This window comes from Methanosarcina sp. DH1 (assembly GCF_020804205.1).
In the GTDB taxonomy this organism is placed as follows: domain Archaea; phylum Halobacteriota; class Methanosarcinia; order Methanosarcinales; family Methanosarcinaceae; genus Methanosarcina; species Methanosarcina vacuolata.
In genome coordinates, this window is record NZ_WJBJ01000022.1 from 89,270 (window position 1) to 113,998 (window position 24,729).

The 24,729-nt window shown below is 38.2% G+C and carries 20 protein-coding genes, 1 tRNA gene and 2 pseudogenes; 13 read left to right on the forward strand and 10 right to left on the reverse strand.

The window, feature by feature from the left end; genetic code table 11:
- The first annotated feature begins 52 nt into the window (after positions 1–52).
- Complete coding sequence (locus FXW07_RS12500; protein ID WP_048154920.1) at positions 53–697, forward strand: hypothetical protein; 645 nt, start codon at positions 53–55, stop codon at positions 695–697.
- A 62-nt stretch (positions 698–759) separates the two neighbouring features.
- Here the strand turns inward: FXW07_RS12500 and FXW07_RS12505 are convergent, their stop codons facing one another.
- The gene (locus FXW07_RS12505) at positions 760–1,041 is read right to left on the reverse strand and encodes a hypothetical protein (protein ID WP_229395718.1); all 282 of its coding nucleotides are present in this window, start codon (positions 1,039–1,041) and stop codon (positions 760–762) included.
- Positions 1,042–1,238: 197 nt separating this feature from the next.
- Here FXW07_RS12505 and FXW07_RS12510 point away from each other — a divergent pair, with 197 nt between their 5' ends.
- Both FXW07_RS12510 and FXW07_RS12515 read left to right on the forward strand, forming a co-directional pair.
- A complete protein-coding gene (locus tag FXW07_RS12510) occupies positions 1,239–1,544 on the forward strand; it encodes an MscL family protein (RefSeq protein WP_229395719.1) in 306 nt (101 codons plus the stop codon).
- Between the two features lie 277 nt (positions 1,545–1,821).
- Positions 1,822–2,078, forward strand: a pseudogene (locus tag FXW07_RS12515) (IS701 family transposase); the annotation flags it as partial.
- A 539-nt stretch (positions 2,079–2,617) separates the two neighbouring features.
- On the opposite strand, the gene FXW07_RS12520 reads toward FXW07_RS12515, so the two are convergent.
- From FXW07_RS12520 to FXW07_RS12530, 3 genes are all read right to left on the reverse strand, one after another.
- Positions 2,618–2,890, reverse strand: a complete 273-nt coding sequence (locus tag FXW07_RS12520; protein WP_229395720.1) for a hypothetical protein — start codon at positions 2,888–2,890, stop codon at positions 2,618–2,620.
- Positions 2,891–3,097: 207 nt separating this feature from the next.
- Positions 3,098–3,343 (reverse strand): hypothetical protein, encoded by a 246-nt coding sequence (locus tag FXW07_RS12525; protein ID WP_229395721.1) that lies wholly within the window; start codon positions 3,341–3,343, stop codon positions 3,098–3,100.
- A 205-nt stretch (positions 3,344–3,548) separates the two neighbouring features.
- The gene (locus FXW07_RS12530; RefSeq protein WP_229395722.1) at positions 3,549–4,190 is read right to left on the reverse strand and encodes a hypothetical protein; all 642 of its coding nucleotides are present in this window, start codon (positions 4,188–4,190) and stop codon (positions 3,549–3,551) included.
- A 1,294-nt stretch (positions 4,191–5,484) separates the two neighbouring features.
- Here FXW07_RS12530 and FXW07_RS12535 point away from each other — a divergent pair.
- From FXW07_RS12535 to FXW07_RS12545, 3 genes are all read left to right on the forward strand, one after another.
- Positions 5,485–7,878, forward strand: coding sequence for a glycosyltransferase (locus tag FXW07_RS12535; protein WP_229395723.1), 2,394 nt, complete (start codon positions 5,485–5,487; stop codon positions 7,876–7,878).
- Between the two features lie 211 nt (positions 7,879–8,089).
- Positions 8,090–9,124: a glycosidase gene (locus FXW07_RS12540; protein WP_229395724.1), complete on the forward strand. Its 1,035-nt coding sequence runs from the start codon at positions 8,090–8,092 to the stop codon at positions 9,122–9,124.
- Positions 9,125–9,333: 209 nt separating this feature from the next.
- Positions 9,334–10,674, forward strand: coding sequence for a glycosyltransferase (locus FXW07_RS12545; protein WP_229395725.1), 1,341 nt, complete (start codon positions 9,334–9,336; stop codon positions 10,672–10,674).
- A 78-nt stretch (positions 10,675–10,752) separates the two neighbouring features.
- On the opposite strand, the gene FXW07_RS12550 is transcribed toward FXW07_RS12545, so the two are convergent.
- Together FXW07_RS12550 and FXW07_RS12555 are read right to left on the reverse strand one after the other, a co-directional pair.
- A complete protein-coding gene (locus FXW07_RS12550) occupies positions 10,753–11,097 on the reverse strand; it encodes a hypothetical protein (protein WP_229395726.1) in 345 nt (114 codons plus the stop codon).
- Positions 11,098–11,555: 458 nt separating this feature from the next.
- The gene (locus tag FXW07_RS12555) at positions 11,556–12,311 is read right to left on the reverse strand and encodes an MBL fold metallo-hydrolase (RefSeq protein ID WP_229395727.1); all 756 of its coding nucleotides are present in this window, start codon (positions 12,309–12,311) and stop codon (positions 11,556–11,558) included.
- Positions 12,312–12,407: 96 nt separating this feature from the next.
- Here FXW07_RS12555 and FXW07_RS12560 point away from each other — a divergent pair.
- Positions 12,408–12,492, forward strand: a tRNA-Leu gene (locus FXW07_RS12560).
- Between the two features lie 347 nt (positions 12,493–12,839).
- Here FXW07_RS12560 and FXW07_RS12565 read toward each other — a convergent pair.
- Entirely contained in the window at positions 12,840–13,970 is a 1,131-nt protein-coding gene (locus FXW07_RS12565; RefSeq protein WP_229395728.1) for a right-handed parallel beta-helix repeat-containing protein, read from the reverse strand.
- 161 nt (positions 13,971–14,131) lie between these two features.
- Between FXW07_RS12565 and FXW07_RS12570 the strand changes: the two are divergent.
- Positions 14,132–14,281, forward strand: a pseudogene (locus FXW07_RS12570) (CatA-like O-acetyltransferase); the annotation flags it as partial.
- Position 14,282: 1 nt separating this feature from the next.
- On the opposite strand, the gene FXW07_RS12575 reads toward FXW07_RS12570, so the two are convergent.
- The gene (locus FXW07_RS12575; RefSeq protein ID WP_229395729.1) at positions 14,283–15,938 is read right to left on the reverse strand and encodes a hypothetical protein; all 1,656 of its coding nucleotides are present in this window, start codon (positions 15,936–15,938) and stop codon (positions 14,283–14,285) included.
- 424 nt (positions 15,939–16,362) lie between these two features.
- Positions 16,363–16,689: a hypothetical protein gene (locus FXW07_RS12580; RefSeq protein ID WP_229395730.1), complete on the reverse strand. Its 327-nt coding sequence runs from the start codon at positions 16,687–16,689 to the stop codon at positions 16,363–16,365.
- 181 nt (positions 16,690–16,870) lie between these two features.
- Between FXW07_RS12580 and rsgA the strand changes: the two genes are divergently transcribed.
- The 3 genes from rsgA to FXW07_RS12595 all read left to right on the forward strand — a co-directional run bounded on the left by rsgA (position 16,871) and on the right by FXW07_RS12595 (position 19,973).
- A complete protein-coding gene (rsgA, locus tag FXW07_RS12585; RefSeq protein ID WP_229395731.1) occupies positions 16,871–17,980 on the forward strand; it encodes a ribosome small subunit-dependent GTPase A in 1,110 nt (369 codons plus the stop codon).
- Between the two features lie 301 nt (positions 17,981–18,281).
- On the forward strand, positions 18,282–19,391 hold the full coding sequence (locus FXW07_RS12590; RefSeq protein WP_229395732.1) for a DUF362 domain-containing protein: 1,110 nt from the start codon (positions 18,282–18,284) through the stop codon (positions 19,389–19,391).
- Positions 19,392–19,787: 396 nt separating this feature from the next.
- A complete protein-coding gene (locus FXW07_RS12595; protein WP_048119964.1) occupies positions 19,788–19,973 on the forward strand; it encodes a hypothetical protein in 186 nt (61 codons plus the stop codon).
- A 24-nt stretch (positions 19,974–19,997) separates the two neighbouring features.
- Here FXW07_RS12595 and FXW07_RS12600 read toward each other — a convergent pair whose 3' ends face one another.
- Positions 19,998–20,234, reverse strand: a complete 237-nt coding sequence (locus FXW07_RS12600; protein ID WP_229395733.1) for a hypothetical protein — start codon at positions 20,232–20,234, stop codon at positions 19,998–20,000.
- 299 nt (positions 20,235–20,533) lie between these two features.
- Here FXW07_RS12600 and FXW07_RS12605 point away from each other — a divergent pair, with 299 nt between their 5' ends.
- Together FXW07_RS12605 and FXW07_RS12610 are read left to right on the forward strand one after the other, a co-directional pair.
- Positions 20,534–21,808 carry an acetylserotonin O-methyltransferase gene (locus tag FXW07_RS12605; RefSeq protein WP_229395734.1) on the forward strand — a complete coding sequence of 425 codons (1,275 nt, stop codon included), beginning with the start codon at positions 20,534–20,536 and terminating at the stop codon, positions 21,806–21,808.
- Positions 21,809–22,254: 446 nt separating this feature from the next.
- Complete coding sequence (locus tag FXW07_RS12610) at positions 22,255–24,726, forward strand: PAS domain-containing protein (protein ID WP_229395735.1); 2,472 nt, start codon at positions 22,255–22,257, stop codon at positions 24,724–24,726.
- Positions 24,727–24,729 lie beyond the last annotated feature (3 nt).

A 24,729-nucleotide genomic window follows, 5' to 3' on the forward strand; every position in this document is an offset into this window, starting at 1 on the left:
CAACAAACAAATTTATAAATTGCTTATCGTAATGGGTTTAAGAGGCGCTTTTATGATTAAGATGAAATTACACGGTACATACAATATCTATTATGCCATTCTCGGCATGCGGAACCCTATGAACTCCTGGCACCTTATGGACAGCAGTAAGCCTGATGAGGCAGGAAATTGCAAGCTCGGGGAAAAGGACCTGAACCTGGCCCAGCGCCTGACCCTTGCAGGGAACGAGCACGGTAAATTTTTAAGGTTCATTACGGTCTGTTTTGACCTGACTGCCCCTCTCTACTGGTGGAAAGAGTTTGACACCTACAAATTCGTAGAAAAGAACTCCACTTCAACAATGCACAAGCTGACCAGCAAGGAGCTCGCACCTCACGATTTTTCGTTTGACACCCTGACAGATTATAGGAACGACCAGATCCGGCACCTGAACGACCTTATCAAAGCCTACAAATCCCGCGAGGGAGATAGCGAAGAGGACAACGCATACCGGAAAGCGATTTTCAGGGAACTCGTCCAGGACCTGCCGAGTGCGTTTCTGCAGAAAAGGACCGTTATAACCAATTATGCTGAGCTCAGAAACATTTACTTCCAGCGCCGCTACCACAAGCTTGATGAGTGGAGAGAGTTCTGCGACTGGATAAAAGAGACGCTTCCATACGCCGAAGAGCTTATCTGCCTGGAAAAAAAGGAGTAAAACCAGAAATATCTTTTCAGTGGCCCCTGCTAGAAATATATCGATTTCAAAACCCCGGGCTCTCACCGGTCGTGCGGAAACGACCGGCTTTTCCCAAAATTAATTTGAAAAATTTGAAAAATTCTTATCCTCTTCAAATTGAGTGGAGATCCCTCAATTTCCATTCTATGAACTTTTTTCTCTAATGAGTTGAGCCAGGCATGGAATTTTCTATCCAATAACTTCTTAACATTTGTGATTTTACTGAAAATTGGCGCACTTCCCTCTGTAAGTTTAAATTTTAATTCCGTTAGCTCCCATTTTATGTTTGTTTTTGTCCTCTCAAATGCTGACGATATTTCCAAACTTTCAAAACCCTGGATTTTTACCAGTTACTTGCAATCGAATAATTCCTTAAACTTATTTTCAGTCATAACTTCAATATAAAAGTCATTCCTGGACGATTTATTAATAAAGGATGCAAAGAATAAATGGATTGAACAGTGATAATTTTATAATTATTTTTATTTCATATGTCATTTCGCTGTTTGAGAGGGGTAATATGGGGCTTCTAAGTGAGTTTAAGGATTTTCTTTATGAATACAAGGTAATTCCACTTGCAATTGCTTTCATTATGGGTATCGCATCCACGGCTCTTATAAAGTCTCTTGTGGATAATGTCGTAATGCCGATTATCACACCTTTTGTGCCTGGAGGAGCCTGGAAAACTGCAACTCTAGAAATTGGGCCAATAGTACTGGGATGGGGGGCTTTTCTGGGAGAACTGATAAATTTTGTAATTATTGCATTCGTGGTCTTCATGATTGCAAAAATGGTGTTAAAAGAAGAAAAAGTGGAAAAAAAGTAATTAAAAGCATTAATGTATCCTCTTCAAATTGAGTGGAAGTCCCTCAATTTCTACTCAATGAACTTTTTTCTCTGATGAATTGAGCCAGAGATGGCATCTCGATTTGTTGGCGACTCTATCACATATAGTCACGCTGTAATTATTGCAGAAAAAAACTTCATTGTACCTTATTGGGCAGTTGCATTATTTAGCTTCGTGAATGGTTTGAAGGTTCACATCCCTTTTTCTGACTGTAAAAGGATATTGTGAAATTTCTGAATATTGTGAAATTTCTGAATATTGTGAAATATCTGAATATATAGTGAGAAGCTGAAATATGGCATCACCAGATGGCATTGGTTATGCTTACGATGCTTATTCTGTTGTCGTACAAGATAAAATTTATGAAATTCCATAAACTTTCACTTCATGGTGTCATTTTGATCATGAAGTTCCATAACCCAGTGAATATATTGAATGCGGGGTGGATTGGTTGCAAGAATATTGAACCAAGATAATGATATGAGAGCAAGAGCAAGAGCAAGCAGATTGAGGGTTCCTGACAAAAATATGAGTAGGGTTTTACTGAATTTTCTTCATGGTTACTGGCAAGTATTCAATTTTGAAAGTAAAAATGCAGGACAGTTTAAATAATTACGCATTGATCCAAGTGGATAATGAGAAAACAAAAATTTCAAGTCAAAAATTTCAAGTCAAAAATATTCAAAAAAGGGAATCAATTGGAAGAAATATGTAGTAACAGCTCCAAACAAGAGATAATTTAATAATGTCAAGAGAGAAGGGTCACCCAAAAGGATACAAACTATCAAGTCAATGAAAATTAAATGGGAAAATTAGAGAAGGGGTTAAAATATAGAAGTCATGTGACTCTTTGTAAACTTACTGAATGCAGATCTTATTAAAAATTAGGAGAATCACTGTGCTTGCTATTAATTACTCTCCATATGTCTACTGGTTTTGGTCAATCTTTTTTGCAAAAAGCTTGCGGTAAACTATACTACATATAGCTGTCAAATTTTTGGTCAAGCTTTTTTGCAAAAAAGTTACTGGTACAATTATTAATTCTGTAGAATTCAATAACGTATCGGATTAGAACCGTATCTTGAACCAGTTGATTTTTTATCCTCTACTTTTGTTTCAGGTTGTACAGTTGAACCAGTTGGTTTTTCATCCTCTACTTTTATTTCATGCGATACAGTTGAACCAGTTGATTTTTCGTCTTCTGCTTTTGTTTTATGCCAACTAGACAAACAGCAACATTCTTTGCAATGCATTATATATTTTATAACGCAGGCAAGTCCTATTGCTGCTAAGATACAGCCCACTATTTTCATTAATTTATGCATAGTTATTCACCCCAAAATATTATTGTACTTTATCGTTTATGAAGATACGCAAACAAATAGATTTGTCATAATAAGATCTCAAATTAGCTTTTAAAACCTCTAATCTAATTTGATATCCATTTCTTTAAAAGTACCTCCCAAATAAATGCTTATCTCCAACCTTATTTTGCATTTCTGTCAACACCAGTAATTGATATGCTATGAAACTCAATAGAGAGTGGAGTTTTGTTTTCTACTCTGATTTCTTACCTTTCTGATATCGAATTTTACTGTACCCTTAATATGTCCATGTATCTTTTCACATTCAGCTCTCTTTTTATACTGGTAATCAAAAGTCTCATCTTTCATGTTCTGGTTTCTAAGGTATATTCCTACCTGTTTTTCCTTCCAATCTTGTATAGAAATTTGAGTTTGTTTTTCATTAGTATATAAATATCTCCACCGATTTTCCACTTTTTTCCACTTTTTATTTACCCAGTGATTGATTCTTTCCTCTTCACCTTCTTTATTTTATTACGGCATTTGAAGCATAGAAAATAATCGGTTTTGCGTTCAAGTGATACTAAATAATAAACCTATACCATTATGTATTCAGCTTGAAAACTAATTGGAAAACTCAAGAGTAGCTAAGGGTTCTATTATGTTTTTCTATTAAAGTTTATAAAGCCCCAGCTCTCAGTTCTGCAATATATGAATCATAATCTGCAGTTGAGCCACCCGAAAAGCGTGAAATGTAATAATCTGCAACAATACAAGCTTGTTGCTCGCGATTATACTCACGGAAATGCTTTTTTTCCCCAGCTCTATATGCATATCCTTCACTTGCCTGAGCATGAAATGCTTCAACCAGATATTGCGAACCTGTGTGTTCCATCTGCGCCACATGAGTTAATTCATGTATAAGCCATTTCATATCGGAGCTGCCTGCGGTTGTGTTAAGCTTTCTATTGAAGTTAATTGTATGAAAAGTTGCAATCCCCATACCTGAGCATCTCTTTAGCTTTGTCCCTAACCAAGCGAGAAAAGAAGCTTCGTCGATATGTACCTTCTGGTAATCAATTTTATTTCCAAATATGCTTCGAGCTTCCTTTTCTTCTATTGTGGTAAGGTCCCGGGTATTAGTCTTGACAATTTGCCATAAATGATCCATAAGCTCAGGGAAGGCACAAATATCGAGAACTTTTGAGACAGCACGGCCGACACATATAGCGATGGATAACAGCTCATATTGTATCAGTTTTAAAAACCTTCGGCTCCCTGCCAGATCAGGATTTCGATGGTTTTCAAAGACGGTTTTCAAACAATCACCTGCTTTATTCCTATTTTTCAGGCTTTAATACTTTGATTCTCTCATAATTGACTTCTATACCTTGATTCATATATACACTACACCAAAAAGTATTATACATTAAATATAAAAATGTGGGTATTTAAAAAAGACATTTCAGCGTTCTCAACATAATTTCGTCACAACTTCTTAAGTGAATTAAATGGTCATTTCTAAAAACACTGGCTGAACAGCAAGTTTCTTTTTTGGAAGGAACAGCACCTAGAATAAAATTCTCATTCTCTAAAATTTTTGTATAGCAGAGGCCTATTTGCTGCGATTAAAACCTATAATGCATCAGTTAGCATACTCTAAAAAATTATACTCTAAAAAATTATACTCTAAAAAATTATACTCTAAAAAATTATACTCTAAAAAATTATACTCAAAGAAATTATACTCAAAGAAATTATACTCAAAGAAATTTTTCCTCTTTTAACTTTCAGTATTCCTCAGTCTAAAACCAGTTTTTTACTCAAAAAATTGGAACAACTCCATATCTTTGTTTTATATTTCACTATTAATGCATAAATATATTCAGATTTGGATAAAGCCAGTGTGGATAAAAAATCAACACATATTAAAGAATTTCGAACAAAGTAATGGAAAAAAATACTAAAAGAAAAGACAATGAACAAAAGCTAAAATTCAGTATTGAATTGGTGCTGATTAGGAAAAAGACCAGTGATAGCAAAAACCATTTCATAGCTTCTCAGGCACTATCTTTCCACAATTTTCTGTTGAACTTATTATGTTAACACAAGCAATTATATTTATAAATAATATTAAATAGCATCAATACAATTATTAGGTCTAATAAGTATTTTATTACCTACTTTGTTGAAATTTAGCGAAGTGAGTGATTGGGTGGGGACCATAAATCTATCGCTATTTAGTAATCATCTGAGTTACTAGTGTCATGAAAATTTAATTATTGAGCAAACCTATGATAGCTTTTCATCAACAGACAGCGATTCAGAGTTAACATGTGACCAATAACTAAATTTTCAAGATATTAGTGATTACCTATGCCTGGTATAGAGCTATATTTTATGGATTTTTGGCTATATATTTTCACGGTAGTCCTGTATTTAAGAAAAATATATATAGCTTTATTCAAGCTCGAATAAATTTTGTGATGCATAGTATGAGGATTAGTATGCAGATAATATGGTTTCACGGAGAACATGAGCATGTAACTGGAAAACTATACAGCTAGTAAGAATAAGAAAATGCAACTGAGTCACTTTAAGTGTGGGGGTATTAATTGAATAAGCAATTGAAAGTGTTATTTATAGGAACCTATGTTCCAAAAGAGTGTGGAATTGCCACATTCACATCTGATCTTTTAAATTCAGTGTATGGGGAAGATAATGACGTTCACTGTGAAGTAATTGCTTTGAACGATCCCTCTGAGACCCATATTTATCCTGAAGAAGTCGTTTTTCAAATACAGAGGGACAGGATCGAGGATTATTACCGGGCTGCGGATTATATAAACCACTCTGATATTGATATCGTATGCTTGCAGCACGAATTTGGGCTTTTCTGGGGAAATGCGGGAGACTATATTTTTGCTCTTCTTTCAGGAATCAACAAGCCTGTGATAAGCACAATGCATACTGTAATCCGGGAGCCTGAACCTGAGTATAGGGCATCCACGGAAAAACTCATCAGGTATTCCGAAAAGCTTATTGTAATGAGCCAGACTGCAGTCGAGATGCTAAAAGACGTTTATAAAGTTCCCGAGGATAAAATAGAATTAATCTTTCACGGAGTACCCGACTGCCCTTTTAACAACTGCAGTAAGTATAAAAATAGATTGAAACTGAAGGGATCTCCACTTGTCTTAACTTTCGGCCTGCTGAGCCAGAATAAAGGTATCGAAAGTATGCTTGATGCTCTTCCTGAAGTCATAAGCCAGTACCCTGACCTCGTTTACCTAATACTGGGTGCTACACATCCTGTAATTAAAAAGAACTTTGGAGAAACATACAGGCAATACCTCCAGAATAAGGTCTCAGAACTCGGACTTGAAAAAAATGTAGTATTCCATGACAAATTTGTCGAGAAAGAAGAACTCTGTAATTATATCCTTGCCAGTGATATTTACGTATCTCCTTACCTTTCCAGAGAGCAGATAGTAAGCGGCGCTCTGACCTATGCAATTGGTATGGGAAAGGCAATAGTTTCCACTCCATACTGGTATGCTCAGGAAATGCTTTCTGACAATCGCGGTTTGCTTGTAGATTTCGGAGACACGGGCGGTTTAAGAAAATCTCTTTTGCATTTAATCGAAAATCCAGAAGAGTGTGATAAGATGCGCAAAAAGGCATATGATTTTGGTCGAAAAATGACATGGAAAAACGTAGGTAAACAATATAATAAGGTTTTCACCAGGGCTTTAAAGAATTACAGAGCCTACTCCACCTCGAAAAAGTTTAATTTCCTTCCGAACCAGTTGCCTGAAGTAAAACTTGATTACCTTAAATTGTTAACCGACGACGTGGGCATTATTCAGCATACCAATCTAGGTGTACCGGCTCGTCATTACGGATACAGTACTGATGACGTGGGCCGAGCTCTTGTTGCACTGACACAGTTAATAGATAATCAGAAGAAAGCCGAGGAGTTCTGGAAGTTAATTACCACATATATGAGTTTTCTTGAACATGCCCAGACCGATACGGGTCACTTCCACAACTTCATGAGCTATAAACGGGAATTTCTGGATGAAAAAGGAAGTGAAGATACTCTCGGACGTGCTATCTACGGGCTTGGGCATGTGGTAAGCTGCCCCTATCTGTCAAAAAATATACGCACGCTTGCCCATACCCTTATGAGCAGAGCCAGGCCTGAGATGGAGAAGCTTAACTATCCAAGGGCAAAAGCCTATACCATGTGCGGCCTATCTGAACTGCTCAGGGCAGGTGTGGATACCGATGAATTTGAATCGGTATTTAATTCGCGCAGGGATGCCGTCAAGTCTGTAGACTCCCTTGTAAGTAAAGATACCTTTGAATCCATATTTGTCAGATATGCGAATTCTCTGGTCGACTTATATGAGGCTAACCATAAAGAAGATTGGAACTGGTTCGAACCTACGGTAACCTATAGTAATGCAAAACTTAGTGAATCCCTTTTACTGGCATACAATTACACCAAAGACCGAACTTATCGTAAGGTCGGCCTTGACACTCTGGATTTTCTTACTGATATCCAGTGGAAAGGTGACTTTTTTGACATGGTTGGAAACCAGGGCTGGTACTCTTACAATGGGGAAAAGCCTATTTTTGACCAGCAACCCATCGAAGCAGGTTATCTGACTCAAGCCTATGTTTCAGCTTATGAGATTGTACGTGACAGGCAGTATCTGGAACTTGCAAGATATTCTTTTGAATACTTCCTTGGAAGAAATCGTTTGCAAACTGTTATGTATGATTATTCCACAGGCGCGGTCTGTGACGGCCTCAACCGCGATGGTATGAATTGTAACCAGGGCGCAGAATCCGTAATTTGCTTCCTTATGGCTTTAAGCTCTTTAAATAAGCATATGGATAAAGCTTTCAGTACTATATTGCAGTCCAGGGTAAGCGACGAGGTAGATGATAGAACTCTGCAGAAAAGAAAGAGTTTTTTGTCAGCAAATCAGGTTGAGTGAAAGAAGAAAGTAAAAGGGTATACGATCCCGAGAGTCAGAGAATATGATCTGGGAATGAGAGAATAACATGGTCTGGGAATGAGAGAATAACATGATCTGGGAATGAGAGAATAATATAATCTGGGGAGCAAGAATAAAATGATCTGAGGGATGTGAGAATAATATAATCTGGGGAGCAAGAATAAAATGATCTGGGGGATGAGAGAATAATATGATCTGGAAAGACCATGGGGAGTTATTTGTAAGATACGATAGAAATCCTATATTAACCGTTGACGATTGGCCTTATAGGGCCCATTCAGTTTTTAATCCTGCAGCTGCTATAGTTGATGGCACTACCCTGTTACTGGTCAGGGTCGAAGATCACAGGGGCTTTTCTCACTTTACAATAGCAAGGAGTAAGAATGGAATTTATGGTTGGGAAATTGATCCAGAACCAACCTTTGCTCCTGATCCTGTAAGCTACCCTGAAGAGATATATGGTATCGAAGACCCACGCATAACGTATATAGATGAGATGGGAAAATGGGCTGTGGCATATACGGCTTTTTCGGATTCAGGCCCTTTAACTGCACTTGCCTTTACTGAAGACTTTCGAAATTTTGACAGAATAGGAGCTACCCTGCCTCCTGAAAACAAGGACGCTGCGGTTTTTCCTGTAAGGTTTAATGGCAGATGGGCAATGTTACACAGACCTGTATCCAACATTGCAGGTGCAAAAGCAAATATCTGGATTTCCTTTTCGCCTGATATGAAATACTGGGGGGAACATGAGGTTCTTCTATATGCCAGAGAAGGTGGGTGGTGGGACGCGAACAAAATAGGGCTGTCCCCACAGCCAATCCGTGTATCTGACGGATGGTTAATTATGTACCACGGAGTACGCCAGACAACAGCTAAGGCAAGTTACCGGCTTGGACTTGCCCTTCTTGACCCTGATGACCCCAGGAAAGTGCTCCACAGATCTGAAGGCTGGGTTTTCGGGCCTCGTGAAATGTACGAACGCAGTGGAGACGTCAATGATGTTGTTTTCCCCTGCGGATGGGTACTTGCGGGCGATGAAATTCGTATTTATTACGGGAGTGCGGATACTTCCGTATCGTTAGCTATCGCAAAAGTGCAAGATGTCCTGAGATATATTCACCAGTGTCCTGAGAAACAGTGCCCTGATGAGTATTGCCGGTGGTTTGAAGAAGATATAGAAAGTTCCACTGACCCGAAAAGAGGCTATTCAAAATTGAAATGAGGTAAATAAAAAATAGGGTATGAAAATCAAAAATCAAAAATCAAAAATCAAAAATCAAAAATCAAAAATCAAAAATCAAAAATCAAAAATCAAAAATCAAAAATCAAAAATCAAAATGTAAAGATCAAAAATTAAACAGTAAAAGTAAAAACAAGAATTAAATTAGGGGAATATGGAGTGGTTTTGGGGGTATTAATATAAGAATTGCAATGTTGTCTCCGATTGCCTGGAGCACGCCGCCTAAAAAATATGGTCCCTGGGAATCTATTGTATCTTTATTAACTGAAGGACTTGTAAAAAGAGGTATTGACGTTACATTATTTGCCACAGCAGATTCTCACACTGCAGCGAAGCTTCATGCTGTATGCCCGAGACCTTATGAAGAAGATAAGGATATGATCCGAAAAGTGTATGAAGGCCTCCATATATCAGAAGTTTTCGAGAGAGCAAAGGAATTCGATATAATCCATAATCACTTTGATTATCTTCCTCTTACCTACAGTGCACTTGTGGACACGCCTGTTGTAACAACAATCCACGGCATTTCTTCACGGAAAATTTTGCCTGTATATAAAAAGTACAATAATAGAACTTTTTACGTATCCATAAGTGACGCCTACCGATGCAATGATCTGGACTATATAGCAACGGTTCGTCACGGAATTGACATAGAAAGCTTTTATTTCAACGAAAAACCGCAGGATTATCTACTTTTTTTATCTCGCCTGCATAAAGATAAAGGCGTAAGGGAAGCAATAGAGGTCGCGAAAAAAACTGGCAGAAAACTTAGAATAGCCGGTTTCATTGCAGATCAGGCTTATTTTGAAAAAGAGGTCCAGCCTTATCTGGATAATAAACAGATTATTTATGAAGGACATGTTGACCCCGAGTTTAAGAAGGAACTTCTGTCAAATGCCTATGCTTTACTGCACATGATTAATTATGAAGAGGCTTTCGGAATTGGCATAGTTGAAGCTATGGCCAGCGGGACACCGGTAATTGCGATAAACAGGGGGGCAATGCCTGAACTTATCCGGGATGGAGAGACTGGATTTCTCGTCAATAGTGTTGATGAGGCAGCCGAGGCTGTGCAAAAACTTGGCTCCATATCCCGTAAAAAATGCAGAGAAAATGTGGAAAAACGCTTTTCAGTTGATAGAATGGTAGATGATTACATTAAAGTGTATGAAACTATTCTGGAAAAGTGTAAACGTGAAGAAGAAAGGCCCTGGGGTTTTTATGAGGTGCTTATGCATAAGCCTGGATATAAAGTCAAAAGCCTTACTGTTTTCCCCCAAGGTGAAATTTCGCTCCAGCGCCATTCTCATAGAAGCGAGCACTGGTACGTAATCAGTGGAGAGGGACTTGTAACCAAAAACGGAAGTGAAAGTAGGGTTCTTCCGGGAAATTCAGTCGATCTTCCGGTAAATAAGGTTCATCGAATTAAGAATATAGGCAGTCAAAACCTTGTTTTCATTGAGATCGCACAGGGAGACTATATCGGAGAAGACGATATTGAAAGACTTGAAGACAAATATGGGAGAGTTTGAGCAGGTTTGTGTAGAGTTGATACTGTTACTTTCTAGAATATTTTAATTTTTCACATTTTTACCTTAACTAATAAAAATTTAATCCGGGCATTCTGAATGGTTATAGGAATCCCTCACCTGAGTCGCCATTTCCTCACCCAGCCTTTCGGAGACATTTTCTATGAAAAGCTCGATATACTCGAGTGGTACGCAGCCAAGGCTTTCTTCTCCTGATAAGATTAGCCTGACAAGATATTCAAGGTCATATCGAGATAGTAGTTTTATTCGCCGCAGGAAATCCTGAGCATCTTTTGCATAGTGGTTTGCCAGCGGAGGGAGTATGGAACGATAAGCCATTCCCGAGCCTGAACAGAGATACCCCTCGCACTCTGGAGCAACGGTTTTCAGAATGCCAATGTCCGTTTCTGAGAGTATTCTTGCCATGATAATCACCAGTGATAAAAGTATAGATTTGTGTTTAGGAGATGTTTTGGAGATAATAGATGCATGAGAATCATATTTCAGATACGATAGATGTGTGCAACTGGGACTTCATATATGATAAATATATACAGACTAAACGCATACAGGCGGTGTTTCAGAGCTTTTTTCTGTATGAAGGTGATTCTGTTTTTCTGATATTTAATCATAGAGCTGCATACTCACCTGAAAGGATGCAGCCGGATGATTTGATAAGGAAATCCAGAAGTGTATAAGTCAAGAATAACAATTCTGAGTTTAGCTTTTTTTAGGAGGGATGAAGAGTAAAATTCGAGGATTGCCGAAGGATTTACTATTGTTCGGATTGCCTCTCATTTTAACAGTATAGCCTTTGTTTACAGATGAGATTTCACTTTGTACCTCATGGATTATTCTATACTTCACATCTCTCTTCATGCTTATTATAATTCAAGTTTCATGAGGTCTTCGGCAAGAATCACATTTCCTTCAAAATACCCTTTCAGGCGGTGCACTGCTTCTCTTTCGTGTCCCCGCATTTCCGGATAGAAATGCGTAAGGCAGATGCTCCCGATTTCGTTATTATATTCTTCCAGGATGTCGGCAAGTGAACTGGGAGTTGTATGGTTTGTGACTTTCATGTCCGATGGAAACGAGCACTCATGGATCAGGAGATCTGCCTCGGATGCAAGGTCCATTATATCTCTTGAGGGCTCGGTGTCTGCGGAGTAAACGAATTCCCCGTCTTCTCCAGTCACGCGGTAAGCCAGAGTCGGAACGCTGTGCGCGGCTGCCGTGCAACTGATCTCACAATCGAATCCTTCGGGAGTAAATTCTTTTCCGGGGGCGAGCTCAATAACGTCTATGTCCACTTCTTCCTGGAGATATTCATAAGCGTCAATCACTTTTGAAAACCATTCTTCGGTTCCTTCAGGCCCGTAGACTTTCATACTCGTGTTTCCGCGGAGCCAGTTTGCCTTTATGAGAGGGTGCAGGTCAGCTACGTGGTCAAGGTGGAGGTGAGAAAGCAACACTGTATCCACATCAGTGTGGGAAACCCCAGCCTCAGGAAACCTGTTCAATACGCCGCTTCCGCAATCGATAAGCAATGGCTTTTCGTCTAACCTTACAAGTATTCCGGACTGTACCCTATTTTTTTGAGGGATCGCAACTCCAGTGCCAAGAAATGTAATTTCCATGAGCTAAAGAATAAACTTTAAATAATTTAACTTTATTTAAAGCATGTCCGCATGACGAATTTCTGCGGCTCAAATAAACTTGCTTTTCTTCAAAGAGCGAGGGTTGCCCAGCCCGGTCAAAGGCGCCGGACTTAAGATCCGGTATCGAAGGATTTCGTGGGTTCGAATCCCACCCCTCGCATATTTAATGTGGGATATATAGTATTGTGAGATAATATCTAATGTGGAATATATCGTCACGCCTGTAATTGTAGTAGCAACAGAAAACTTCATTGTACCTAATTGGGCAATTGCATTATTTAGCCTCGGGACTACAGGTATCTTTAAAAAAGTGTATGCAACTGTAAAATTATCGCAGTATTATTTTTCTTAAAGTTGCTATAACAAAAAATGTTCTATTTCTATAAGCAGTGTAGGGAAAGTTCTGTAGATTATGACGCAGTTTGTCACAATCCCTTACTTAACCGAAGACGCATGACCGATGATCCAATAGAGATTACTATCACCTCCACAGTACCCTATTTTCAATTAAGTTCCAAAGACATCTTTTAAGTTTCCGCTGAACGTGTTTCTTTCACTTATAACATTGAACTTGCAAGGTACAGTAACAGCTATTGCATACCCTGCGTACGCATCCCTATTAAAAGGAGCCACAGTATTCTTTATTTCATTACTTGTAAGACGCACAACATACCCAGACCCCGCAGAAGTAGTTATGTAAGTCCCTATTCGGATACCGTTACAGTTGCCATCCAGGGCATTTTTCTGAATGTCTACCTCTGTCCACCCATCCAGACATATTCCAGCGACGGCTGAAAGTCTATCAGCAATTTCTTTGTCTTCAAATACAGGCATCTGCCCACAGTTTGTTATGGTATTTCCTTTAATTGTAAGTCCGGTTGCTGCATCTAAAGCAGGTGCAGTATGACCAGCCGCCCAGATCCCTGGACCCTGGCACCCATCAATAATATTGTTGAGTATCCGGATATTCGATGTAGTTTCGTTTGCCCTGGAGTTTTCAACCTGAATGCCTGGGCCTGTACGAGGTTTATACTTCTTAATGCTCTTTATTGTGTTGTCTTGGAAAATTACATTCCTGGAACCTTTAGAACGTAAGCCTGAATTGATCCTTGTATAGATCTCATTTCCTGAAGCTTCCACGTCAACACACCTTTCGCAATAGAAACCATCATGTCCGACGCCGTATATTTTGTTTCCAGATACGGTTACATCTCTGGAGTCTAAAATCCTGACACCATCACCCTTTGAATTTTGAATATTCACGTTCCGGATTTTGACTTTTGAAGCCCTGTTTCCTCCAAATAGATTATGGTAACCTTTCCCATGAAGCACGCTCTGCTTATCAGCCAGCCCATCAAACGTGAACCCTTCAAACAGATAATTTTCGCCAGAGAAACTGAAAACTGGTACCTGTGGCTTCCAGAGGCACATCGAAGCATATGGTATTAGCTGGATGATTGCTTTTTCATCTCCACTTATGGTCGTGCCAGGATGTAGCTGAATAGGAGTTTTGGCCGTAAATGTTGCCTTCGTTCCTGTTGTCTTGAGCTCTATTTCTTCGTATTTCCGGCCATCTCCGACTTTATCAAAACTACTCTGAAGAAATGTTCCTGGTGTTAGAGTCAGTACGTTTGTCATATATTATGCAGGTTCCCTGGATATTGAAAACGAAAATTGAATTCTTATTGAGGTCTTTTAATTTTAAGACTTTTATATTTACTGTTACAAAGGCACTTTTGCACACGTATTTTGGAAATAAGGAAAAAGCGCAGCCCACATTTGATTGAGGAAAATATCAGGAAAGAGAAGACAAATTTATGATGCCGTTTGCAGTCAAGGTTCATCATGCATTTGTTGATGGTATTCATATTGGTAAAGATTCATTAAGCAAACATATTGTCAAACTACCTAAGTGTCTACATGTGTGTGAAGTGGGAGTGAATAAATAAACTACCTATTTGTTACTATTTTCTCTTTCGCGACAGCCCAAATTACAAAAATTGAGTTTATCAAGCTTTCAAATAGTAATGGGTAACTTGCCTTGAAATTATTTATCTGAGTTGAGTTATGTGCATAGTAATTCCTAATTATCGTAGCTCTTAATAAGTTAACTAGGACAAACTTTTGCTTGTCATCTAATTTTTGATATTTATCAATTGCTTGGGGAACTTGATCGATTTTATCAGAGAAATTGCTAATGCTTACATTATTCATTGTTTTGATTGATTCACAATAAATTCCCCACCATGATTCATTACAACAAAAAGGAGATAAAATAAATTTAAAACCTGGTCCTTTAGTAGGATACTTATTTTTAATTTCAGAAATAGAGTTAAGTCCCATTGTTTTTATTGTTTCTTCAATAAATATACTTAGATTTCTTAAATGAAATGTAATATTTTTTTCAGATTTATAATTACTTTTGAAATAATCTTTATTTGCATCAACCATAAACATTAAAAAATGCTCTAATTCATTTGTTTCTATGAACTCAATAAAAAAATCAATATCTTTCTTGATGAGTTGGTACTTATAGGGCACTTTTTCATTGTAACTCTTTAATAGAACATCAATATTAAGCATAGCGTTTTCTTTAATATCGTCTCTTTCATTTGGGAATATTATTTCTAGTGTATTTTTTTGTGTCTTTGAATAAATCTTATAATAGATACATATTTGACCATTTTTATCAATTTTTGATGAGACATTTTCCCATGTATCGCCAGTAAGATACAAAATTAATTGGATACAGTACCAAATATCTATCTTAATAAGATTTTGAAGTTTAGTTTTTTCTTCATTTTCATAAATAAAGTAATTTCTACATAACGCTTTCAAAAATTCATAAATGTTGTCGATAGAAAGATTATAAAATTCGATAAGCTTGTTGCATTTATCTATGATTTTATTTTCAAGTAAGCTATTTTCTTCTTTTGTTAAAAAATCCCCTACATTTTTTTCCTTAAGTGCTACGTATATGTATCTTTCATAAGTTTGAATAAATTCGCAAAGAAAATCATAACAGTCTTCGAATTGATGAATTTTTAAAATAAAATTTTTATTACGTCTAGACCATTCTTCTACAATTTCCTTATTACAAGTTAAATAATAGTAACTTTCTTTCTCGTTAAAACGCAATGTATTATGATAAATAGTTCTAAAATCATTTATTCCATCCAACTCATATATTTGCCAATATGAATAATAATTTTGAACTCTAACTGCATTCAAATTTCTTCCATTTTTATCAAAGTACTTTATCTTGTAATCTTTCCAATTGATAAATTTATTGTTAATTGGTTTTATTAGATATTCCTTCCACTCCTTATCCTTTTCATCAAAAGGATGATCTATTTTATCGTATAAAACTAAGCTACTAAATTTAAAAACTTCTTCCTCCAGTTCTAGTAACGAGGAATAAGCAGAATTGTAAGCCTGTTGAGTAGATGAAATTAAATTTTGCTTCTTAGTAATAATATATCCTTCAGGAAATAGCCATCTTTTTATTGGATATAGAAGTTTTTCTTTTTCATAAAGTTCTAAATAATCGCTGTTGATCTTAACAGAATTATTCCTACAAAAATCTATGAACTCATCTTGCTTCATGTATCTGCAATAGGTATATTTAAGTTCTTTAGACATAAATTACTGAACGTAATTATTTTACAAATAAGCTTTTAAATATAGAGAAATTACTTTTAAGTCTGCGGTCGCGTACAAAAATGGCACGGTGAATATCAGGCAGCTATATACAAAAAATTCAAGATTTTTTTACTCTTAAACTTATTGCAAGGGATGAAACTCGAACCCATATAATCCTTATTACATGAGATCCTATCCCAAAACCAATATAATGGCAAAATCAGAGTTGTAATGTCAGTGGCAAAATGGATTTACGTTATGTTTCGGGATAGGCTCGAGAGTAAAATCTGCTGTTCTGGTGGAATTCTTAAAATAAGTTAGAATAAGCAAGAGGTCTTTTAAGAGGTTCCCAATAATAATCTTCTTTATTTGGCATGAAAGCATGTTATTATTTGTTTTTCATGTCCTCTCTCCTTCTTTTTTCCCCATATAAAGCTCCAAAAGCCATTCCAAGGGCAGGTCCGAGAGCAATCCCCAGGGTTAGATTGTCCATCATAAGGCCAAGTATCAAACCGAATGACATGCCAAGGGAAAGTCCAATCGCCATTGCGTCTTCTTTTTCATTTTCGCTCTCATTTTCTTCCTCTTTAGCACAGCTTTTAATGTATTTGTCAGCCTTATCGAGCCTTTTCCCTAGACGTGAGAATATAAGTAAAACGGCTATAACAATGACAATAAAAATTACAATTATTCGTAAAGATGCAGAATCGATCATTATTTTGAATTTGCCACTTTACTATAAAAAGAGTTTGAAAAGAGAAAAGAGTTTAAAATGAAGTCAGTTCTCCAACAGGGAACTTTTTCAGCCGGAATAAGAAGGAATTTCTAGGCACAATTGAACTTTTACAGGATAAAATATCAAAATATTTATCCATTTAACCAGATACTTCCATCTTATGAACAATCATAGCGAAACGGAAAGTTCAGGTCATAATCCCGTCAACGTTGACCCCGATAAAATTCCAGGATGGAACGAAGATCTTGAACTGGCATTTTCTGCCTACAAAGGCTCCTACACTCCCGGAAGAGTTGCATCAAGGCATAAAACGGTCTGCGAGGTACTTGTCTCTGGGGCTGTCGTACAGGCTGGAATCTCAGGTGCACTTCTGAAAATTGGGAAGCAGCCGGTTGTAGGGGATTTTGTCGTTTTGCTTGACCAGCCTGAACTGGGCTCACGCATGGTTGTGAATATCCTGCCCAGGAGGACCTGCCTTTCAAGAGGGGCAGCCGGAGACGGGGGCGGAGAGCAGGTAATTGCTGCAAATCTTGATACCATTTTTATCGTGACTTCCGTTGGTAAGGACCTCAACCTTCGAAGGCTTGAGAGGTATCTTGCCATTGTGTATTCTTCCGGGGCAAACCCTGTGATTTTACTTAACAAAATCGACCTTGAAGATAACCCAACCCGGCTGGTAGAGAAAATCCAATCCATTGCAGGTGACGTGCCAGTTATTCCATTAAGCGCCCTTTCAAAAACCGGGCTTAACGAACTTAGCCCTTACATCAACCCTGGGGAAACAGTTGCATTAATCGGTTCCTCAGGCGTCGGAAAATCCACGCTTATCAACGCTTTTCTTGGCGAAACTGTCCAGAAAACCGGAGATATCCGGAAAGACGATGAAAAAGGCAGGCATACAACCACAGTCCGCCAGCTCTTCCTGCTTCCAAACGGAGCAGTCCTTATAGACAACCCCGGGATCAGGGAAATCCAGCTCGGAGACTCAGCAGACGGTCTTGAAAAAGCTTTTTCCGAGATCGTCGACGCAGCCCGCAATTGCAAGTTTAAAGACTGCACTCACCACGACGAGCCGGGTTGTGCTGTACTGAAGGCGGTTGAGGACGGGCTTATTCCTGAGGAACGGCTTGCCAGCTATCACAGATTAACTGAAGAACTCATATTCCAGTCAAAAAAAGCAGAAATTGGGCTGAAACGGCTTGAAAAGGAAAAATGGAAGAATATAGCGTTGGATATTAAAAAATATAAGAAATCTACGGGAAAACTGTGAATAAAGAGTATTTTTAGAGCCTATCCGAAAATTCAGTAATGCATATCGAAAAGTTACAATAGGTCTAAATATCCGGGCATCCTTTCTGATTTTGCATATTGCATATTGTAAAAGTTATAACAGGCAACCACTTTTTGGATAGGCTCTTAATCGACTGAAGCTGATCTACTGAAGCAGCGTTTTTCGTTCTCTCTAATTTTTTCCAAACAGAGCACAAACAGCGCAATACCTAAAAATGAACAACACTTTTTTAACTTCACAGTTTTATAAAAACATTAATTCAGATTTAGGAGGCACTGATATGGCAAGTAAAGTTTATTTTGCAGATCTCAGAGCGAGAAATCCAGAGGAGAATACAATCAGCAAGATCCAGAAGCTTTTTGACGAAGCAGGTTTTGCTGAACTCCTTGGAGAAGGTGATCTGACTGCAATCAAAATTCATTTTGGAGAGTACGGAAGTGACGGATATATAAATCCGGTCTTTGTGCGGCAGGTCGCAGAAAAAATCCGGGCAGCCGGAGCAAAACCGTTTGTTACGGACACAAATACTCTTTATTCAGGCAGCCGGCATAATGCAGTTGACCACCTGACGACTGCAATTGAACACGGTTTTGATTATTCCGTTGTCAGGGCTCCGCTTATCATATCAGACGGTTTGAGAAGCCAGAACGTTGCAGATGTAGAGATAGGGAAGAAACATTTTAAGTCCGTAAAAATAGGTGCGGATATTGCTACTGCGGATTCTATGATTGTGATGTCCCACTTCAAGGGGCATATAGTAGCCGGTTTTGGAGGGGCTATCAAGAACCTCGCTATGGGTTGTGCACCTGCAGCCGGCAAGAAGGAACAGCATTTCAGTACAAGCCCGCATGTTATTCAGGATAAGTGTATAGGCTGCCAGAAATGTGTTAAAATCTGTCCTGTAGGAGCTTCTTCTCTTCTGGGAGAAGTCTCAATGATTGATCCCAATATCTGCATAAGCTGCGGACAGTGCATGGAAGTTTGCCCTGCCGGAGCTATAACTATAGATTGGGAACATGATATCCCGAACTTCCTGGAATGTCTTACTGAGTACGCTTATGGGGCAGTAAAAGGAAAAGAAGGAAAAGTAGGTTACATAAATTTCCTGCTTAAAATTACACCTGACTGCGACTGCGTACCCTGGAGTGATGCTCCGATAGTACCGGATATCGGAATTCTTGCCTCAAAAGACCCTGTTGCCCTTGACCAGGCAAGCTATGACCTCGTAAATCGGCAGAAAGGGCTTGTCAACTCCTCTCTTCAATGCAACCACGAAGCAGGAGCTGATAAGTTCAAGGGAGCATGGCCAATGATCGATGGAACCCACCAGCTCACGTATGGAGAAGAAATCGAGTTTGGAAGCCGTGAGTATGAACTTGTTGAGATTTGAGTTATTTTAAAGACAGATTGAGATTTGAGTTATTTTTAAGACGGATTGAGATTTGAGTTATTTTAAAGATTGGCTGAAATTCAACCTCGGCTAAAGAAATTAACTTCAGAAAAACAATTCTCAACAATTTTTCCTTTTTATTTGTTCCTTAAAAAACCTGAATATACAGGCTTAATTATAAGGTTTAAGTAAGGTAGATTTATAGGTCGATTCTTAATCAATTTACAAATAATTTACAAATAATTTACAAATAATTTATAAATAATTTATAAATAATTTACAAATCAACTTTAGTTGATTTAATCGCAAATCTATTTTTTAAAAAGATAAATATAGCAGATGCCACCACTTAATATATGAGTTAATATTACCCAACTTTACTGGAGATGAATTAGAGTGACCATCTGGGAATACGATGTTAAAGAGATAAGGTTCAGTGAGTGGTCAAAGGCAAAAGAAGATCTTAACAGCCTCGGGACTGAAGGCTGGGAGCTCATCAAATTTGCGGATGATATCGACGAAAATGGTATGATAGCAGCTGTTTTTAAAAGACCGGTCGATTACGTTGACGCATCAATCTAAAGTTTTTTTTAAATTTATTGTTTTTTAACCTTTTTTTCGGTGTGAAAAATTCAGTTTAGAGTTCAGGGCATTTGAAACAAGTTCGGTTACTACGATTTCTAGAGGAACAGCTGTATCCATTGCTAGGTAAACCTGCTCAAGTTCTAATTTTAAGGGTTTCTGTATATATCTGTAGAAATCCGAACTATATTTCAAAACTAATTCCCTATTAATTCTAATTCTCACTTTAACTCTAACTGATCCTGACTCTAACTGATCCAAATTATCTTAGCAATGTTTAAGGCGAGAAAGAAAGTTTCTATACAGATTGCCGTGTGTACCAGTTCGTTATAATAACATTTTTCGATTGTTTCAATCTTCACCTTAAGCTTTATTTTCTTAGAGTAGTACCTTTAGTTAACAATGTTTACTGATATTAATATAAAGCAAATTTCTTATCTTATTAATTATTACAATATTTTATTAGATTAATATTTACAGTGGGTAAATATATGAGAATAGTAACTTTTTAAAATTGATCTGTGAAAAGTCTGGAAGAATTAATAAAAAGGAGATAGGGCATGGAAAGTAAAATTGATGATAAAGCAGAACCTGATACTGAAGTTAATGCACAGGATACAGATAAAAACAGATTAGAAAATGAATTTGACCCCAGTGTAACGCTTAAAAATGAAGAAGAGGCTGGAAAAATTCTGGATTTAATGCAAAAGCCTGAGATCGATTTCGATCGCTTTTTTAAGTTTATGGATTCTTCTATTCAGGGTTTAAAAGAATACAGGCTGATTGTTTCGGCTCTTGAGCTCGGAGTGTTTGAAGCACTTAAATCTCCTTTGTCAGCAGAGGACCTGGCTGAAAAACTTGGCTGTGATCCTCTGCTCATGCCTCATTTCTGTGAAGCCCTCCATAGTCTCGGGTTCCTTGACAGATTTGAGGAGGGAATGGGTAAGGAAGAAGAGAAGGCGCAGATTGGAAAAATAGATGCAGTCGCCAGTCAAGATAACGGAAAATTCGAAACCGGATCTGAGGACCATGATAATGGAACAAAGAGTAGCGAGGCAGTGTACCTTGTATCTGAACTCAGTGCAACTTATCTCATGGAAAGTTCTCCGTTTTCTCAGCAGCATTACCTTGCCGAAAGGATTCGAAATGTTGAACGTTGGACTCGCATTTCTCAGATTATGAAGCAGGGACCCGATGTTGTTGAGAAAGGGTCTTTTTTTGGGGAAATTGTCCACTGTATGGCTGAAAACGCACGCTGTGGTCTGCTTCAGGAAACTGTAACTGTTGTCATGGAAAATGTTGATTTTACAAATGTCAAAAGGCTGCTTGACATAGGAGGGGGGCACGGGCTTTATGCAATCGCTTTTTCAAAGCTGAATGAAGACCTTCAGGCTTTTGTTTTCGACCTTCCCCCCGTCACTGGAGAAACAGGATATTTCATCGAGAAATATGGGGCTTCAAGAGTGAGTACAATTCCGGGAGATTTTTTTACAGATGAAATCGGAAGTGGCTATGACCTTATCTTTTCTTCCTTTAACCCCGGCGGAAAAGTGCCTTCCCTTGTCCCCAAGCTTGCTGAAGCTTTAAACCCTGGAGGCATTTTCGTAACCAGGCAGATGCCTGACGAAAAAATAAAATCAAGCCCACTTCTCAGCCTTGACTGGAACCTCTGGACTTTTGAAGGTGTGAAAAAAGGAGGATCGGGTTACAGTTTCGAAAATAGCGTACCCTTTAATGAGTATATAGAGCTGCTTGACAATTATGGGCTTGAAGTCTTCCGTGCTCTTGACATGACGGACGGTTCAAGGATTGTGTTTGCACGGAAAGCAACCTGAAATTTGCAGGAACAAGCTGTCTCAAAACTACGCTTAATTTTACAAATAGGATAATGTACTATACTTCAAGGCAAATAAATATCTGAATTTTAGAATAATTTTCGATTTGAATTTAAAGTCAACAATTCAAATTATCCAATTGTAGAAACGGGTCGAGTTTTGAGACAACCTGAAGAAGATTACTTTTTTCTCAGTTACTTTTTTATTATTTCCGAATTTCAAAAATTACTTTTTCCTTTCTTTCCTGAAGAGATAACTATTAATTATCATGAAATGCATTTTAACTTATTGATTTATTGTAAATTGAATATAGAAAACATCAGGAAACTTGTTTTAACTTTATCAATATTTATTTAGCCAGATATTCCGTCCATTAAAAACATAGAGCCTATCTGTTAATTTGAGTGCCAAAAAACTTGATTTTCGAAAAACTCTGGGGAAGAAAAATGAAGGACTATAATGAAGAACCAGAATGTCAGGAAGGAACGACAGCACTGGTAAACGAAGATAAAAAGACAAACGAGCTAAAAGCCTCAAATAATGTGGCTTGTAGCCAGGTTCAAGTATCTGGTGAAAAAAGCAAGATCTCAGGTCTTATTTTTCTGGATAGTCCTCATATTATAGAAAATATACTTGACACTATGGTCAATCCTATTTCATACAAGGATAAAAATGGTGTTTTCCTTCTAGTAAATGAAGAGCATTCAAGGAAGATGCTTGGCCTTCCAAAAGAAGAGATTATCGGGAGAACACTCCGCGAACTCGTCAGGAAATTTTTAGAGAGTCCCAGAAAATATATTGTAAAAAAGAGGGACCTCCTGGAAAGATGTAACGAATGGGCCCAAATCGAAAATGAAATCCTGAATCATGGTGGAACGAGAACCTTAGAACAGGAACTCATAGTTGCGGACGGGACAACAAAAATTTTTATTTTAAATAAATCAGCCTTATGCGACGAGAATGGGGAGACTATTGGGATTATTACTGTAATGCAGGATATAACCGAGCTCAGAAAGACTGAAAACATTCTGAAAGAGAGCCTTAGTTCCAAAAATAAATTGAATGAACAAATTAAGAAAAATGAGAAAATGTACAAGACCATTCTGGAAAAAACAGGGCACATGGTATACAATTGCGACATGATGGCTGATAAAGTCGACTTGCTTGGCTCGATTGAAGAAGTTACGGGATACACGCCTGAAGAATTAAAAGATGCAGGTGTGAACTCATGGATGGAATACGTTCACCCTGAGGACAGGTATAAGCTCTGGATAAACAATGAAAACCATATGAAAAACGGGGTAAACTTCCATCTGGAATACCGGTTCCGAAAAAAGAACGGCGACTATGCTTATCTTGAGGAAAGCGGAACCGATATACTGGACTCAAGCGGGAGTATCAGCAGGGTCACTGGAGTAGTAAAAGATATAACAGAACAGAAGCTTGCCAGCAAAAGCCTGCAAGAAAGTGAGGAAAGATACCGTACCGCAACCGAGCAGACAGGGCAGCTAGTGTTTGATTTCAGGCTCAATACACACGAGGTAGAATGGGCAGGAGCCATCCGGGAAGTAACAGGATACTCTCCTGAAGAGTTTAAAAGCTTTAATGAATCGTTCTGGATAGAGCATCTCCACCCTGAAGACAGGACCGAGACGATTGAAAGTATGGAGAACTTCTTCAAGAAAAAAGCGAGAATTCATGCAGAGTTCAGGTTCAGGAAAAAAGATGGAAAATATATCTACATTGAAATCCGGGGTGTCTGGCTAAAAAATGACGAGGGGAAAGTTTACAGGGCTATTGGTGTGATGAAAGACATCACAGAATGGAAATGCACGCTGGAAAAAGTTGAAGCGAGTGAAATGAAATACCGCTCTCTCATACAGAATTTCCAGGGGATTGCTTTTCAATTGGACACGAACCTAATTCCCATATTCATGAACGGAGCTGTTGAAGAGATCACAGGACATACCGAAGAAGAACTCATGTCCAGGGCTAAGTGGAAGGAGATAATCCTTCCTGAGGATCTGCCTTTACTCCTCAAAGAAGAGGAAAGGATTCGGAATTCACCTATTATAAAGAACAATAAAATTGATTTTCGCATAATACACAGGGACGGAAAAATACGATGGTTGCATGAAATTTGCCAGAAAGTCCTGGGAAAAGATGGGAAACCGAGATACTATCAGGGCACGATTTACGACATAACCGAAAGGAAGGAAACCGAGGAATTTCTTGCGAACATTAAAATTGCCCGCCAGAGAGAAATTCACCACCGCATCAAGAATAATCTCCAGGTAATCTCCTCCCTGCTGGACCTCCAGGCTGAAAAGTTCAAAAGCATGGAATGCGTTAAGAATTTTGAGGTTCTTGAAGCCTTCAGGGAAAGCCAGGACCGGGTAATCTCCATTGCTTTAATCCATGAGGAATTGCATGAAGGAGAAGGAACTGAGAAGCTTAACTTTTCACCGTATCTTAAGAAACTCATCGACAACCTTTTCCAGACTTACAGGCTTGGAGACGCAGCTATCAGCCTCAAAACGGAGCTGGAGGAGAATATTTTATTTGACATGGATATTACTGTGCCTTTAGGGCTAATTGTCAATGAACTTGTCTCAAATTCCCTGAAGCATGCGTTTCCAGACGGGAAAAACGGAGAAATTCGGATCAGACTTTCCAGAAATAACGAGTCCGGATGCCTCAAAGAAGAGAAAGGCCCGGAAGGCAAAAGTACAGAATTTAACCTTACGGTCTCGGATAACGGGAAAGGTATCCCGGAAACCGTAAACTTCGGAAATCCTGAAACCCTTGGCCTGCAACTGGTAAGCATTCTGGTTAATCAGCTGGAAGGCGAAATCGAACTGAAGAGAGAAAACGGAACCGAGTTCAGCATGAGGTTCAAAGTGGAAAACAAATTTTAAATT